This is a genomic window from Propionibacterium freudenreichii subsp. freudenreichii (assembly GCF_000940845.1).
Classification (GTDB): domain Bacteria; phylum Actinomycetota; class Actinomycetes; order Propionibacteriales; family Propionibacteriaceae; genus Propionibacterium; species Propionibacterium freudenreichii.
Genome location: NZ_CP010341.1, coordinates 1,175,321 through 1,189,852 on the forward strand (window position 1 = coordinate 1,175,321; position 14,532 = coordinate 1,189,852).

The following is a 14,532-nucleotide window of genomic DNA, read 5'->3' on the forward strand; positions in this document are numbered from 1 at the left end:
CGGAGCCGGCGCTGTCGGTAGAATCGTGATGTTGTCGCGCCGCCCGACAGGGTGTTGCGTGTTGCACATCTGAGGAAGAAGGGTTCGGGTAGATGAGCGGTCATTCCAAGTGGGCCACGACCAAGCACAAGAAGGCTGCGATTGACGCCAAGCGCGGCAAGCTGTTCGCCAAACTGGTGAAGAACGTCGAAGTCTCGGCCCGCGTGGGTGGCGGCGACCCATCCGGAAACCCGACGCTGTTCGACGCGATCCAGAAGGCCAAGAAGAACTCGGTGCCCAATGACAACATCGATCGCGCCGTCAAGCGCGGTTCCGGTGAGGGCGCTGACGCGGTCAGCTACGAAGACATCATGTACGAGGCCTATGGCCCCGACGGCGTGGCCATCCTCATCGACTGCCTCACCGACAACCGCAACCGCGCCATTGCCGACGTGCGCACCACGATCACCCGCAACGGGGCCACACTGGCCGACGGCGGCTCGGTGCGTCGGCTCTTCGAGCGCAAGGGCGTCGTGCGGGTCCCCAAGACCTGGGAGGTCGAGGAGGGCCGCAAGTCGGTCGAGAAGAGCGTTGACGAGGACCAGTTGATGGAAGCCACCATCGACGCCCCCGTGGAGAACATCGAGGACCAGGGCGAGGGGTTCGAGATCACCTGCGATCCCAATGACCTGGTCGAGGTGCGCAAGTCCGTCCAGGCCGCCGGCATCGACTACGAGTCGGCCGAGGTGGCCTTCGTGCCCAGCTTCACCCAGGCGGTGGACGACCTCGAGGTCGCCCAGAAGATCGAGAAGCTGGTCGACCTGCTCGACGACCTCGACGACGTGCAGGAGGTCTACACCAACGCCGAGTACAGCGAGGCGGTCGAGAAGGGCCTCGAGGAAGCTGACGACTAGTCCCTGACAGGGCCCGTACGGGCCCCTGCCACCACGCCGGCCCCGGGATGCGTCCCGGGGCCGGCGTGTCTGTTGTCCCGGCGTGTCTGTTGTCCCAGGTGGGCATCTGGCCCTAGGCTGTCGAACAGTTGTTCGGATAGGCCGCCGGTGGCCGGATCGACGCACGGCTCGTGGCGCGGGTCCGCAGCCCGGGAGCCCGGCCGGGGCGAACGGGTGGGGGTCATTGTCGGGTGTGGATCATTGGAATGGGGGCACTGGAGTGCGCGTAATGGGCGTTGACCCGGGCCTGACGCGTTGCGGTGTCGGAATTGTCGACGGAACCCCCGGCGCGCGTCCCCAGTTCGTGGCCGTGGGCGTCATCCGCACCGATCCGCACACCGAGCACGCCTATCGGCTGCTGGCCATTGAAGAGGGCCTGGGGGAGTGGTTCGACCACTACCAGCCGCAGGCGATCTCCATCGAACGTGTCTTCGCCCAACACAATCTCAGCACCGTGACGGGGATCGGGCAGGTCGCCGGCATCGCCATGATGCTCGGCGCGCGCCATGGCATTGACGTGGCCCTCCACACGCCCAGCGAGGTCAAGAGCGCCGTGACCGGTTCCGGTCGGGCCGACAAAGCCCAGGTGGGCGTGATGGTGGCCCAGGTGCTCCACCTCGCCAAGGCGCCCACGCCCGCCGACGCAGCCGATGCCCTGGCCCTGGCGGTCACCCACCTGTGGCGGGGCAGCGCCCAGAACCGCTATGCGACCGCTGCCCTGCAGGGTCGTTCGTCCGCCGCCGTGGCGCGCGCCCGCCGATCGGCGGCCATTGCCCGCGCCGCGCGGTCACGCACCGAGCGGCAGGCATCCAGTACTCGTGGAACCCGGGGGAGTTCGTGATCGCACAGTTGCACGGAAAAGTTGCCGCCATCGGCGCAAACTGGCTGGTCATCGATGTGGCCGGGGTCGGCTTCCAGGTGTCCACCACCCCGAACACGACCTCTGCCCTGCGCACCGGCCAGACGGCCACCGTGTTCACGAGCCTGGTCGTGCGCGAGGATGCCATGAAGCTCTATGGCTTCGGCGGCACCGACGAGCGTGATTGCTTCGAGCTGTGTCGCACCGCCTCGGGAGTGGGTCCCAAGCTCGCCCTGGCGATCGTCAGCGTGCTGACGCCCGAGGAGTTCGCCACGGCAGTGCGTACGGAGGACCTCCCACGACTGTGCACCGTTCCGGGAATCGGCCGGAAGGGGGCCCAGAAGATCGTCATCGAGCTGAAGGACCGGGTGGATGCGCTGTTCGTGGCGCCCACTAACGGCTCGGCGAGCGTGGCGCCGGTCACCCCGGCCTGGCAGGAGCAGGTGATGGCGGGACTGGAGAGCCTCGGCTGGTCGAGCAGGGATGCCGAGGCGGCCTGCGAGACCGTGGCACCCCTCGCCGAGGAGGATCCCGAGGCGACGGTGGCCGCACTCATGAAGGCGGCGCTCGCGTCACTGGCCAGGGTGTGAGGGGCCGGACCGGAACAATGGTGTCGATGTCGTTTTCACACTCCCCCCTAGGCTTGGGTCATCATGGAACACTCTGCGGTTGATCCCTGGCCAGAGCCCGAGGAACGGGCCGCCGAAGCGGCCCTCCGGCCCTCCACCCTGGAGGAGTTCGAGGGCCAGCCGCGGGTCAGCGATCAGCTGGGCTTGGTGTTGTCGGCCGCCAAGCATCGCGGCACCACGCCTGACCACGTCCTCCTGTCGGGCCCGCCCGGACTGGGCAAGACCACCCTGGCAATGATCATCGCCTCCGAGATGGGCGTGCCACTGCACATCACCTCCGGCCCGGCGATCCAGCACCCCGGCGACCTGGCCGCCATCCTGTCGGGCCTGGTCGAGGGGGAGGTCCTGTTCCTCGACGAGATCCATCGCATGTCGCGTCCGGCCGAGGAGATGCTCTACCTGGCGATGGAGGACTTCCGGGTGGATGTCGTCGTCGGCAAGGGGCCCGGGGCCACCGCCATCCCGATCGAGATCCCGGCCTTCACGCTGGTGGGGGCCACGACGCGTGTCGGCCTGTTGCCCAGCCCGCTGCGTGACCGCTTCGGGTTCACCGGCAACCTGGACTTCTATGAGGTCGACGACCTGCAATCGATCGTCACGCGGTCCTCGGCCATGCTGGGGGTCGGGCTCGACGAGGCCTCGGCCCACGAGATCGCCAGCCGTTCGCGTGGCACGCCCCGCATCGCGAACCGCCTGCTGCGCCGGGTGCGGGACTACGCCCAGGTGAACAACCAGGGCAGGGTCGACCTGGCACTGACCCGGGCCGCCCTGGAGCTCTATGAGGTGGACCCGCTCGGCCTGGATCGCCTCGACCGGGCGGTCCTGGAGGCCATCTGCACCAAGTTCGGTGGGGGGCCGGTGGGCCTTTCGACCCTGGCGATCTCGGTGGCTGAGGAGGCCGAGACCGTCCAGGAGGTGGCGGAGCCTTTCCTGGTGCGGTTGGGTTTCCTGATGCGCACGCCGCGCGGACGGGTGGCCACCGAGGCGGGCTGGCGCCATCTCGGGCTCACGCCACCCAGCAGCGGTGACAACCCTGATCTGTTCACCTGAGGCCCGCGGTCCCATCCGGCCCCGGTGTGGGATAAGAGGATCACACCCGGAGCCGCTAGACTCCTTGGGGCATGCCATCTGGGCACGCCTGATGAGGTGAGGACGACTGCATGAACGGCCCATATCTGATCATCGCCTTCGTTGCGTTGATCGCCCTGTTCTATTTCATGACGATCAGGCCGCAACGCAAGCAGGCTGAGAAGCAGCGCGAGATGCACAACGCCATCGAGCCCGGCACGCGCGTCATGCTGACCAGTGGGATCTATGGAACCGTCACGGCAATCGGCGACAAGCAGTTCGTCCTGGAACTTGCCCCGGGCGTTGACATCACGGTGCTGAAGCAGGCGATCGTGCGGGTCGTGCAGCCCGATGACGAAGAATTCGAGTTCGCTGATCCCGGCGTCGAGATCAGCCGGGGCGATGACGAGCAGGGCGACCATGAGCTGGAGCCGGGCGCTTCATCCACCGACTCGGTGACCGATGCGCCCGCAGCCGGGCAGGCTGCCCCGTCCGACACCTCGCATGACGACGCCAGCACGGCCGATCCCGGGAATCCCTCGAGCGACCACGAGCCCGGCACTGACAACAAGTCGGCTGACGCCGAGCAGAAGTAGAACCCCCTCCAGGAGAAGTCTCGGCACATGGCCGCCAGCAATCGAAACAAGCACACACATCCGGGTAGGCGATTGATCGTCTTCGCCCTGGTGATCGTTTTCCTCTACGGATTGATGGGTCTCACGAAGACCTGGACCCCGCGGTTGGGCCTCGACCTTCGGGGCGGCACCACGATCACCCTCACGGCGCGCAACAATTCCGATGGTTCGGCGCCCAGCAAGGACAATCTCGAGACCGCCCGATCGATCATCCAGAAGCGCGTCGACGCGCTGGGTGTCGGCGAGAGCTCGGTGACCGTCCAGGGCGACCGGCAGATCGAGGTCGCCGTGCCGAATGTGAGCAGCGACGAGCTGGTGAGCCTGGTCGGCACCACCGCCCAACTGGGCTTCCGCGATGTTTACTCGGTCACCCAGTCGAGCGGTGCCGCCTCCGGCTCCAGCTCCTCCAGCCCGGCCGCCACCAGCAATCCCACCGATGTGTCCACGGCGCTCCCCTCCTCGCCAGCGCCCAAGGCAACTCCGCGGGCCAGTGGTGACTCCACGGGTGCTGCCGACTTCGATTCGGCCCTCAAGTGGACGCCCAGCGCCCAGGACAGCACCGATTTCGCGGCATGGAACTGTGGTGAGCCCGAGAACGTGGCACCCGATCAGCCGCTGTTCGCCTGCGATGAGCAGGGCCAGCTGAAGTACCTGCTCGGTCCTGAGCTGATCAACGGCCAACGCATCACAGATTCCAGTGCGGCCATCCCGCAGGGCGAAGTCGCCTGGGTGGTCACGATGAAGTTCGACGGCACCGGGGCAGACCAGTTCCAGAAGGCCACCACCCAGCTCGCCACGCAGTCGTCGCCGAAGAACCAGTTCGCCATCGTGCTTGACGGCAAGGTCGTCTCGGCACCCTCGGTGTCCACGGCCATCAGCGGCGGCAATGCCGAGATCAACGGCGCCAACATCAATGAGACGAGCGCCAAGGAGCTGGCCAACCAGCTCAAGTTCGGCGCGCTGCCGGTCAGCTTCGATGTCTCCAGCGTCGACGCCGTGTCGGCGAGTCTGGGCGACGAACAGCTGCAGGCCGGCCTCATTGCCGGCCTGATCGGCCTGATCCTCGTGCTGGCCTACAGCTTCTTCTACTACCGCGGACTGGGCATCGTCGTGGTCGGTTCCCTGTTGGCCGCGGTGATCATCACCTGGGGCACCATCGTCCTGCTCGGCCAGACCGTCGGCTTCGCCATGAACCTGCCCGGCATTGCCGGCGCGATCGTCGCCATCGGCGTCACCGCGGACTCGTTCATCGTGTACTTCGAACGGATCCGCGACGAGATCCGCGACGGACACTCGTTGCGCCACTCCATCCAGAGTGGTTGGAACAAGGCGCGCGGCACCATCGTGATGGCCGACTCCGTGCAGCTGCTCAGCGCCGTCGTGCTGTTCATCCTGGCCATCGGCGCCGTCAAGGGCTTCGCCTTCACCCTGGGCGTGACCACCGCCATCGACCTGTTCATCGTGTTCTTCTTCACCCATCCGCTGGTGACCCTGCTGGGACGCACGAAGTTCTTCGGTGAGGGTCACCGCTTCTCCGGCTTCGAGCCCGAGCACCTCGGTGTCAGCCGGGCCTCGCTGATCGGACGCAGGCGTGCACGTTCCCGTTCCGGGCGGCGGACCTCCGGGTCGTCGCGCACCGGGAGCGACACGGATGCCCCGGGCGACGACGAGGGCGACAAGCCAGCCAGTGGAAGCAAGGAGTCCTGATGTCCGAATCCACCAGCACGCTTGATCGGCCGGCCGACCATGGCACCGACAAGGCCCGCAAGGGCAAGTACACCGGGAACTTCGCCCACCGGCTCTACACCGGTGAGTTCGAGTTCAACTTCGTCGCCCGGCGCAAGCTGTGGTACTCGATCTCGATCGTCCTGATCGTCATCTCCCTGGCGGCGTTGCTGTTCCGCGGACTGAACCTCGGCATCGAGTTCAAGGGCGGCTCGGTGTTCACCGTCCCGGTGAGCTCGACGAGTTCGCAGTCGGTCGACCAGGTGCGCAAGGCCGTCGACGAGTCGAAGGTGCCCGACCTCACCGGCGCCCAGGCCACCGCCGTCGGCACCGGCACGGTGCGCGTGCAGGTGCGCAGCCTGTCCACCGACGAGGTCACCCAGATGCGTGACGCCCTGGCCTCCACCGTCAACACCACGCCCGACAAGGTCGGCTATTCACTGATCGGTCCCTCGTGGGGCGGCCAGATCACGATGAAGGCCTTCCAGGCGCTGATCGTCTTCCTGGTGTTGGTGGCGCTCATGATCTGGGCCTTCTTCCGGGAATGGAGAATGGCCATATCGGCGCTGGTCGGCCTGATCCACGACCTGATCGTGACGGTCGGGCTGTATGCACTGATCGGCTTCACCGTCACGCCCTCCACGCTCATCGGCGTCCTGACGATCCTGGGCTATTCGCTCTACGACAACGTCGTGGTGTTCGACAAGGTCCGCGAGAACACGGTGGACATCACCAAGCAGGATCGCACCTTCTCCGAGGCGGCGAACGCTGCCGTCAACCAGGTGCTCGTCCGGTCGATCAACACCACCGTCATCGGTGTCCTGCCGGTGATCGCGCTGCTGATCGCCGGTGTTGGCTTCCTCGGCGGGGACGGACCCCTGGCCGACCTGGGCCTGGCCCTGCTGATCGGCATGGTGGCGGGCGCCTATTCGTCCATCTTCATTGCCACGCCCCTGCTCACCCAGCTCCGCGAGCGCGAACCCGACATGAAGAAGCACGTGGAGGCATTGGCCAAGCGTCGTGCCCGGGCCGCCGCCGAACCGCAGATCCGGGTCTCGGCCACCACGGTGCCCGGTGGCGCCACGGTCTCCAGCGTCGAGGGGACCGCCGACCATGACGTCTCGGCGTCCGCCCACGAGGGTGGGGGCCCGACGGCCCGCCAGATGCGTGATGTGGGCGACGGGCGGGCACAGCCCGTACGCACGCCGCGAAGCAAGCGAAAGAAGTGACGATGCGTCCCGACCCGCGCGTGACGCGGATCCATTCACTGGTCCGCACGATTGCCGACTTCCCGAAGCCGGGCGTCCAATTCCGCGACATCACCCCGCTGCTGGCCGATCCCGAGGGACTGGCCGACACGATGGCGGTGCTGGTCGACATGGCGCCCGACGAGGTTGACGTGGTCGCCGGCATCGACTCGCGCGGCTTCCTGTTCGGGGCGCCGGTTGCCGTGGCCATGGGCACGGGCTTCGTGCCGGTGCGCAAGCCGGGCAAGCTGCCCGGACCGGTCTTCGAGGAGGCCTTCGACCTGGAGTATGGTTCCAGCACGCTGGCCATCCACCAGGACGCGCTGCGGCCCGGTCAACGGGTGTTGTTGGTGGACGATCTGCTCGCCACCGGTGGCACCCTCGGGGCCGCCGTGAAGCTGATCCTGCGGGAGAAGGCGGTGCTCACCCACGTGGAGACCGTCATTGAACTACCCGACTTGGGTGGGCGCGCCAAACTGGAGTCATTGGGTGTGACGAGCTTCTCGTCCATCCTCCAGTTCTGATCCGGGCGGTTCCCACAGGCCGACTACGGTTGGGCTACTGAACAGAGGTAGGAGGCCTGCAGATGCCGAGCGACGGAGTTTACGGACCCTATGCGCGAAGTGCGGTACCTGCCACCGACCCGAACACGCCCACCAGGGCCGCTGACGAGCGCATCAGTACCGGCCCGGAGCAGCCGCGGCTGCGCATGAGGGAGCGCCTGGCCCGATTGGGCGGGGTGAAGGCACCCCAATCGGCGGTGCTCGACCCCCTCTTCTCGGTGGTGAGGGCCACCCATCCCAAGGCGGACCTGTCGATGGTGGAGCGGGCCTACCGCACCGCCGAGCACTACCACTCCGGCCAGACGCGCATCAGCGGTGATCCCTACATCACCCATCCGCTGGCCGTGGCGACGATCCTCGCCGAGCTCGGCATGACCGAGCCCACCCTGTGCGCCGCGCTGTTGCACGACACCGTGGAGGACACCAGCTACACCCTGGAGCAGCTGCGGGCCGACTTCGGCGACACGATCGCCGCGTTGGTCGACGGGGTCACCAAGCTCGACAAGGTGCAGTACGGCGATTCGGCCAAGGCCGAGACCATCCGCAAGATGGTGATCGCCATGAGTCGCGACATCCGCGTGCTGGTGATCAAGCTGGCCGACCGGTTGCACAATATGCGCACCCTGGGCTTCCTGCGTCCCGACAAGCAACATCGCATCGCCCGCGAGACCCTCGAGATCTACGCGCCGCTTGCCCACCGCCTGGGCATGAATGCGATCAAGTGGGAGTTGGAGGACTTGTGCTTCTCCACCCTGCAGCCCAAGGTCTACGACGAGATCGTCCGCCTGGTGGCCGAGGCCGCCCCGAAGCGCGAACAGCAATTGCGCGAGGTGATCGACCAGGTGAAGGTCTACCTGGATGACGCCAAGCTCACCGCCACCGTCTACGGGCGACCGAAGCACTACTACTCGATCTACCAGAAGATGGTGGTGCGCGGTCGTGACTTCGAGGACATCTATGACCTCGTGGGACTGCGGATCCTGGTCGACACGACACGTGATTGCTACGCCGCCCTCGGCGTGATCCACACCCATTGGAACCCCCTGCCCGGGCGTTTCAAGGACTACATCGCGATGCCGAAGTACAACATGTACCAGTCGTTGCACACCACGGTGCTCGGCCCGGGCAGCCGACCCGTCGAGTTCCAGATCCGTACCCACGAGATGCATCGCCGGGCCGAATTCGGTGTGGCCGCGCACTGGAAGTACAAGGAGGACCCCAACGCGCAGGGCGGCAAGATCGACCCCGAGGGAACCGACCTGGCCTGGGTGCACCAGCTGAACCAGTGGACCAAGGAGCAGGACGATCCCGAGGAGTTCCTCGATTCGTTGCGCTTCGAGATCCAGACCAGCGAGGTCTACGTCTTCACGCCGAAGGGCGATGTGCTGGCGCTTCCCTCGGGTGCGACTCCGGTCGACCTGGCCTATGCCATCCATACCGAGGTCGGCCACCGGTGCATCGGCGCGCGGGTCAACGGAAAGCTGGCCTCGCTGGAGAGCCAGCTGGCCAACGGCGACATCGTGGAGATCCTCACCTCGAAGGCTGAGAACGCCGGGCCCAGCCGCGACTGGTTGAACTTCGTGGTGAGCCCGCGGGCCAAGAGCAAGATCCGTCAGTACTTCACCCGCGAGCGCCGCGAGGAGGCGATCGATCAGGGCAAGGATGAGCTGGCCAAGCAACTGCGCAAGACTGGATTGCCCATGCAACGCCTGCTCACACTGGAACACCTCAGTGCCGTGGCGGACAGCTTCCGGCTCGCCTCCGTCGACGCGCTCTACGCCGCGATCGGCGAGGGGAACATCGGCGCTCCCGGCGTGGTGCAACGACTCATCGGCACCGAGGGCGGCCTGGACGGTGCCGCCGACGAGAGCCTCGAGGAGACCACGGTGCTGCCCAAGCGGGGCACCGTGCGCCACACCGGGCAGGGCAATCCCGGCATCGTCGTGGAGGGCGACCCCGACATGTGGGTCAAGCTCGCGAAGTGCTGCACCCCGATGCCCGGCGACGAGATCCTCGGCTTCGTCACGCGGGAGAACGGGATCTCCGTGCACCGACGCGACTGCACGAATGCTGCGAACCTGTTGACCCACCCCGAGCGCATCGTCGAGGTCTCGTGGGCGCCGAACAGCTCCTCGGGTTATCTGGTGAGCATCCAGGTGGAGACCCTGGACCGTCCGGGGGTGCTCGCCGACATCACGCGCACGCTGGCCGACGAGCAGGTGAACATCTCCTCGGCGACGGTGGCGGTCTCGAAGAACCAGCTGGCGAAGCTCAAGATGACCTTCGAGTCAACCGATCCCACCCATCTCCACCACGTGATGGCCACCATCCGCAAGGTGCCGGGCGTCTATGACGCCTACCGGATCAAGCAGTAACCGCCGGCGACCAACCAGCGCACACCGATCCGGCCCCACAACCATGGTTGTGGGGCCGGATCGGTGCTTAACGCGTGGTCTCAGGCGCTGAACTCGTCGAGGGCCTTCTGGGCCTGCTCAAGCCAGCTCTGGTAGGTGGTCACCGAATCGCGCAGTTCCTTGGCCTTCTTGGCGTCGCCGCGCGCATCGGCTGCCTCGGCCTGACCAATGATCTTCTCGATCTGGCTGGTGAACATGGCAACGGTGTCGGCCGCACGTTCGCGGGCCTCCGGATCGGTGCGCTTCCATTCCTTCTCCTCGGCGCCCTTGATCGCCTGCTCCAGGGCGCGCACACGGGAGTCAATGGGACGGATCGCATTGCGGGGGACACGTCCATAGGCGTTGAACTTCGCCAGGAACTCCCGCAGCTGGGTGCGGGCCCCGGCAACGTCGGTCACCGGCAGCAGCGTCTTCTCGGCCTCATCGAGCAGGGCCTCCTTGGCCTGCTGATTCGCCTTGTATTCCTCGTCCTGCTCGGCGAACACCGCGTTGCGTGCCTCGAAGAAGGTGTCCTGGAGGCCACGGAACCGCTTCCACAGCTTCTCGTCGACATTGCGGGGTGCCGCCCCGGCGGCCTTCCACCGCGTCATGAGGCTGGCGAACTCCCGGGCCGTCTCGCTCCATTCGGTGGAATCGGCCAGCTGTTCGGCCTCCGCGATGATCTCCTGCTTGAGCTTCTTGGCCTCGTCACGCTGGGCGGCGTTGCGGGCGAACTGCGTCTTGCGACGCCTGGTGTACGTGGTGCGGGCCGAGCTGAAGCGGTGCCACAGCTCGTCGTCGGTGGTGCGGTCGATGCGCGGCAGCGCCTTCCACTTCTCGAGCAGTTGACGGAATCGGTCGACTCCACCGCGCCAGTCACTCCCGGCAGCCAGCTTCTCCGCCTGGGCCACCATCGCTTCCTTCTGCTGCTTGGTCTCGGCGTGCTGGCGGGCGCGCTCCTCCTTGCGTTCGGCCGACTGGGCCTCCAGCAGGGGATTCAGCGAGTCGAGGCTGGCCAGCAGCCCGTCCAGGTCGCCCACCGCATTGGCCTCGGGGATCGACGTGCGCAGCGCGTTGAGCTGCTTGCGTGCCTCCTCCGGGCTCAAGGACTTTGACTGCACCCGCTGCTTCAGCAATGAGGCCTCTGTCTCAAGGGCCTGGAAACGGCGAACGAAGAATGCCATGGCCTCATCGGGGCCCACATCGGGAACCTGACCGACTCGGCGTTCGCCGGCGGATGTGATCACATAGACCGTTCCATCGGCGTCGACGCGTCCGTGACTTGTCGGACCTGCAGTAGTGCTCATGCCTCTTATCTTGCCCGATAGGCTGGCCAATGTGTTCATCGCCTACTTCGTTACCGGTGCCTGGCAGTCCAATTGCTATGTGATCGCCGACGAGGATGCCGGCCTTGCCGTGGCCATCGACGTCGGTATGGACGCCGCACGGACCGTGGAGGAACTGCTCGCCCAGCGCGACTTCCAGCTGGCCGGGATCCTGCTGACCCATGGCCATATCGACCACTGCGCCCAGGCGGCCGTCCTGGCCGATGCGCACCAGGCCCCGGTGTGGGTGCACCCGGCCGACCGGGAACTGATGACCCATCCCGCCGAGGGGCTGTCGCCGCAGATGGCGGGCCAGCTCCATCAACTGATCGGTGATGCCCCACTCCATGAGCCGCGCGACCTGCGGACCTTCGAGGCCGGGGTGCCGGTGCGCTGTGCCGGCTTCGAGTTCAGCGTCACCCCGGCGCCGGGACACACCCCCGGTTCGGTCCTGCTCGGCCTGGAGGGCGACGAGCACATGATCGTCTTCACCGGTGACGTGCTGTTTGCCGGTAGCATCGGACGGTCCGATTTCCCGGGGGGTGACGACCACACCATGCGTGCCGTGTTGCGTGACGTCGTGTCGACACTGCCCCCGCAGGCCCGGGTGCTGCCCGGGCACGGTCCCTTCACCACGGTGGCCGACGAGCTCGCCACGAATCCCTATCTCACTGACGCCTATCTGGAGGTACAGAGCTGATGGCTCGCCCCAAGCCGCTGTCGGGTTTCCCCGAATTCCTTCCCCGCGAGAGGCTCATCGAACTGGAGGTGCTCGACACCCTGCGCGAGACCTTCGAGCTGCATGGCTTCTCCAATGTCGAGACCAGGGCCGTGGAGCCACTGAGCCAGCTCAGCCGCAAGGGCGACATCACCAAAGAGGTCTACACGGTGAGTCGCCTGCACGCCGACGAGCACGACAAGTCCGAGTTGGGGCTGCATTTCGATCTCACGGTGCCGTTGGCGCGCTGGGTGCTTGAGCATGCGGGGCACCTCGAATTCCCCTTCCGCCGCTATCAGATCCAGAAGGTCTGGCGCGGCGAGCGCCCGCAGGAGGGCCGCTACCGGGAATTCACCCAGGCCGACATCGACATCGTCGGGCGCGGCGAGCTGGCCGCCCACCACGACATCGAGGCTCCGCTGGTGATGTTGGAGGCCCTCGAGAAGCTGCACGACCGGATCGGGCTCCCACCGGTGCTCATGCACGTGAACAACCGCAAGCTCTCGGAGGGCTTCTACCGGGGCCTGGGCGTCGAGGACACCCTGTCGGTGCTGCAGATCGTGGACAAGTACGACAAGATCGGTGCCGATGCCACCGTCGAGCTGCTCGGCTCGGAGCTCGGCCTTGACACTGACACCGCCCGTCGTTGCGTTGCGCTGGCGTCGATCCACTCACTGGACACCGGCTTCGTCGACCAGGTGCGGGCCCTGGGCGTGAGCGACCCGCTCCTCGATGAGGGCCTGTCCGAACTCGTGACCCTGATTGAGGAGGCGAATCGGCGCGTCCCCGGCCGCATCATCGCCGACCTGAGCATCGCCCGCGGCCTCGACTACTACACCGGCGCCGTCTACGAGACCCAGCTCGTGGGCCACGAGTCCATGGGCTCGATCAGTTCCGGGGGACGCTACGACTCGCTGGCCAGCGACGGGAAGAGCACCTATCCGGGCGTGGGGATCTCCCTGGGGGTCACCCGCCTCATCGCCCCGCTCATCGCGGCCGGCGAATTCAGCGTCACGCGGTCGGTGCCCACCTGCGTGGTCGTCGCCGTCGACAGCGAGGAGACCCGGGAGACCGCCATGGACGTGGCTGCGGCCCTGCGTGCCCGTGGGGTCAGCTGCGAGGTGGCGCCCAAGGCCGACAAGTACGGCAAGCAGATCCGCTATGCGGACCGTCGTGGAATCCCCTATGTGTGGTTCGGGGGGCCGATCGGGGAAGTGAAGGACATCCGCTCGGGTGACCAGCAGCCCGCCGACGCGAACATCTGGATGCCAAGCCGCGACGACCTGCGTCCGGGCGTGCACGCGGCCGAGTGAGGCCTGTCCGCACCGTGCCCGCGAGATGACCGTGCCGCGAGATGGCGGCCCGGGTCGCTGACCGCGGGCACACCTACACTCGAGGTGGATGTGCAAGCCATCGGGAGGCGACCATGACAACCACGGCCAAGAACACGGCAACCTCGGACCCGCAGGGCCACAGGCGTCCCGCCCGCGGTGCGGCACCCCGTGCCCATCGTGCCCGGCACAGCCCGGTGGTGCGCCATGAGGTGTTCCAGACCTCACTGATGAGCGCACTGCTCGACGGCATCTATGACGGCGACATGACCCTGGCCGAGCTGCTCGGCCACGGCAACTTCGGGTTGGGCACCTTCGAGGCGCTCGACGGCGAGATGATCATTCTCGACTCCGTGCCCTGGCAGTTGCGCGTGGACGGCTCGGTGACCCGGGCGAGCCTCGACCAGCTGACGCCCTTCGCCACGGTCACCAATTTCGTGCCCAGTATCAGCGAGGAGATCAAGGGGCCCCTGACCCGCGCCGAGCTCAGCGAACTGGTCGACCACCTGGGTGTCTCGGCCAACTACCTGTACGGGCTGCGCATCACCGGTGACTTCGAATGGATCACCACGCGCACCGTGCGTCGCCAGAAGAGGCCCTTCCCCCCGATGTCGCAGACCACCAGCGACGAGCCGGTGGTGCGCCAGACGCAGACCAGCGGTGTGATGGCCGGATTCCGCACGCCGTTGTTCGAGCAGGGCATCAACGTGGCCGGGTGCCATGTGCACTATGTCAACAATGAACACACCCACGGCGGACATGTCGTGGACTTCGTCATGAACTCCGGGCTGATCGAGGTCTGCCTCGGCACCGATCTTCGCGTGCGGCTGCCCCTGTCGGAGGCCTTCCAGGATGCCGATCTGGCCCCCGACGACCTCGACGAGCAGGTCAGGGCGGCCGAACACCACTGACCCGTGTCGGCGCTCGGGCGGGCCGGTTGCGGCAGGACTATCGTTGTCGGGCGTGTCAGGCGTAAAAACCTGGCCCACGCGTCCCCAGGACGTGTGAACCGTCCCCCGGCTGGTTACATTAAGGCCAGGGGGTGTGCGTGTGGGCAGGTCGCCCTGCCCGCAGCGCCTTCCGAATCAGAAGTCACTTCGAGGACAA

13 protein-coding genes are annotated in these 14,532 nt (G+C 66.7%); 12 read left to right on the forward strand and 1 reads right to left on the reverse strand.

The window, feature by feature from the left end; all coding sequences use genetic code 11:
* The first annotated feature begins 92 nt into the window (after positions 1–92).
* The 9 genes from RM25_RS05015 to RM25_RS05055 all read left to right on the forward strand — a co-directional run bounded on the left by RM25_RS05015 (position 93) and on the right by RM25_RS05055 (position 10,033).
* Positions 93–893 carry a YebC/PmpR family DNA-binding transcriptional regulator gene (locus tag RM25_RS05015; protein WP_013161069.1) on the forward strand — a complete coding sequence of 267 codons (801 nt, stop codon included), beginning with the start codon at positions 93–95 and terminating at the stop codon, positions 891–893.
* A gap of 268 nt (positions 894–1,161) precedes the next feature.
* Positions 1,162–1,773: a crossover junction endodeoxyribonuclease RuvC gene (ruvC, locus tag RM25_RS05020; RefSeq protein ID WP_013161068.1), complete on the forward strand. Its 612-nt coding sequence runs from the start codon at positions 1,162–1,164 to the stop codon at positions 1,771–1,773.
* Positions 1,770–2,381 (forward strand): Holliday junction branch migration protein RuvA, encoded by a 612-nt coding sequence (gene ruvA / locus RM25_RS05025; RefSeq protein ID WP_013161067.1) that lies wholly within the window; start codon positions 1,770–1,772, stop codon positions 2,379–2,381. The genes ruvC and ruvA overlap by 4 nt, the downstream gene beginning before the upstream one ends.
* Before the next feature lie 63 nt (positions 2,382–2,444).
* Positions 2,445–3,470, forward strand: coding sequence for a Holliday junction branch migration DNA helicase RuvB (gene ruvB, locus RM25_RS05030; RefSeq protein WP_013161066.1), 1,026 nt, complete (start codon positions 2,445–2,447; stop codon positions 3,468–3,470).
* Positions 3,471–3,580: 110 nt separating this feature from the next.
* The gene (gene yajC / locus RM25_RS11860) at positions 3,581–4,084 is read left to right on the forward strand and encodes a preprotein translocase subunit YajC (protein WP_013161065.1); all 504 of its coding nucleotides are present in this window, start codon (positions 3,581–3,583) and stop codon (positions 4,082–4,084) included.
* Positions 4,085–4,159: 75 nt separating this feature from the next.
* Positions 4,160–5,830 (forward strand): protein translocase subunit SecD, encoded by a 1,671-nt coding sequence (gene secD / locus RM25_RS05040; RefSeq protein ID WP_230579878.1) that lies wholly within the window; start codon positions 4,160–4,162, stop codon positions 5,828–5,830.
* Positions 5,830–7,077, forward strand: coding sequence for a protein translocase subunit SecF (gene secF, locus RM25_RS05045; protein ID WP_044636137.1), 1,248 nt, complete (start codon positions 5,830–5,832; stop codon positions 7,075–7,077). Before secD ends, secF begins: the two co-directional genes overlap by 1 nt.
* The gene (locus RM25_RS05050) at positions 7,074–7,619 is read left to right on the forward strand and encodes an adenine phosphoribosyltransferase (protein ID WP_375710156.1); all 546 of its coding nucleotides are present in this window, start codon (positions 7,074–7,076) and stop codon (positions 7,617–7,619) included. Before secF ends, RM25_RS05050 begins: the two co-directional genes overlap by 4 nt.
* Positions 7,620–7,681: 62 nt before the next feature.
* Entirely contained in the window at positions 7,682–10,033 is a 2,352-nt protein-coding gene (locus RM25_RS05055) for a RelA/SpoT family protein (RefSeq protein ID WP_013161061.1), read from the forward strand.
* A gap of 80 nt (positions 10,034–10,113) precedes the next feature.
* Here RM25_RS05055 and RM25_RS05060 read toward each other — a convergent pair whose 3' ends face one another.
* Entirely contained in the window at positions 10,114–11,358 is a 1,245-nt protein-coding gene (locus RM25_RS05060) for a DUF349 domain-containing protein (RefSeq protein ID WP_013161060.1), read from the reverse strand.
* Between RM25_RS05060 and RM25_RS05065 the strand changes: the two genes are divergently transcribed.
* The 3 genes from RM25_RS05065 to budA all read left to right on the forward strand — a co-directional run bounded on the left by RM25_RS05065 (position 11,357) and on the right by budA (position 14,336).
* Positions 11,357–12,076, forward strand: a complete 720-nt coding sequence (locus RM25_RS05065) for an MBL fold metallo-hydrolase (protein WP_080516190.1) — start codon at positions 11,357–11,359, stop codon at positions 12,074–12,076. The two genes, RM25_RS05060 and RM25_RS05065, sit on opposite strands and share 2 nt — an antisense overlap.
* A complete protein-coding gene (hisS, locus tag RM25_RS05070) occupies positions 12,076–13,407 on the forward strand; it encodes a histidine--tRNA ligase (protein ID WP_013161058.1) in 1,332 nt (443 codons plus the stop codon). The genes RM25_RS05065 and hisS overlap by 1 nt, the downstream gene beginning before the upstream one ends.
* 113 nt (positions 13,408–13,520) lie before the next feature.
* On the forward strand, positions 13,521–14,336 hold the full coding sequence (gene budA / locus RM25_RS05075) for an acetolactate decarboxylase (RefSeq protein WP_013161057.1): 816 nt from the start codon (positions 13,521–13,523) through the stop codon (positions 14,334–14,336).
* The last annotated feature ends 196 nt before the right edge of the window (positions 14,337–14,532 follow it).

Bases quoted from the DNA above. Each gene is read 5' to 3' on its own strand.
- RM25_RS05060 (WP_013161060.1), bottom strand. From the start codon at position 11,358: ATGAGCACTACTGCAGGTCCGACAAGTCACGGACGCGTCGACGCCGAT.
- budA (WP_013161057.1), top strand. From the start codon at position 13,521: ATGACAACCACGGCCAAGAACACGGCAACCTCGGACCCGCAGGGCCAC.
- RM25_RS05055 (WP_013161061.1), top strand. From the start codon at position 7,682: ATGCCGAGCGACGGAGTTTACGGACCCTATGCGCGAAGTGCGGTACCT.
- hisS (WP_013161058.1), top strand. From the start codon at position 12,076: ATGGCTCGCCCCAAGCCGCTGTCGGGTTTCCCCGAATTCCTTCCCCGC.
- RM25_RS05065 (WP_080516190.1), top strand. From the start codon at position 11,357: ATGCCTCTTATCTTGCCCGATAGGCTGGCCAATGTGTTCATCGCCTAC.
- ruvB (WP_013161066.1), top strand. From the start codon at position 2,445: ATGGAACACTCTGCGGTTGATCCCTGGCCAGAGCCCGAGGAACGGGCC.
- secF (WP_044636137.1), top strand. From the start codon at position 5,830: ATGTCCGAATCCACCAGCACGCTTGATCGGCCGGCCGACCATGGCACC.
- RM25_RS05015 (WP_013161069.1), top strand. From the start codon at position 93: ATGAGCGGTCATTCCAAGTGGGCCACGACCAAGCACAAGAAGGCTGCG.
- ruvC (WP_013161068.1), top strand. From the start codon at position 1,162: ATGGGCGTTGACCCGGGCCTGACGCGTTGCGGTGTCGGAATTGTCGAC.
- yajC (WP_013161065.1), top strand. From the start codon at position 3,581: ATGAACGGCCCATATCTGATCATCGCCTTCGTTGCGTTGATCGCCCTG.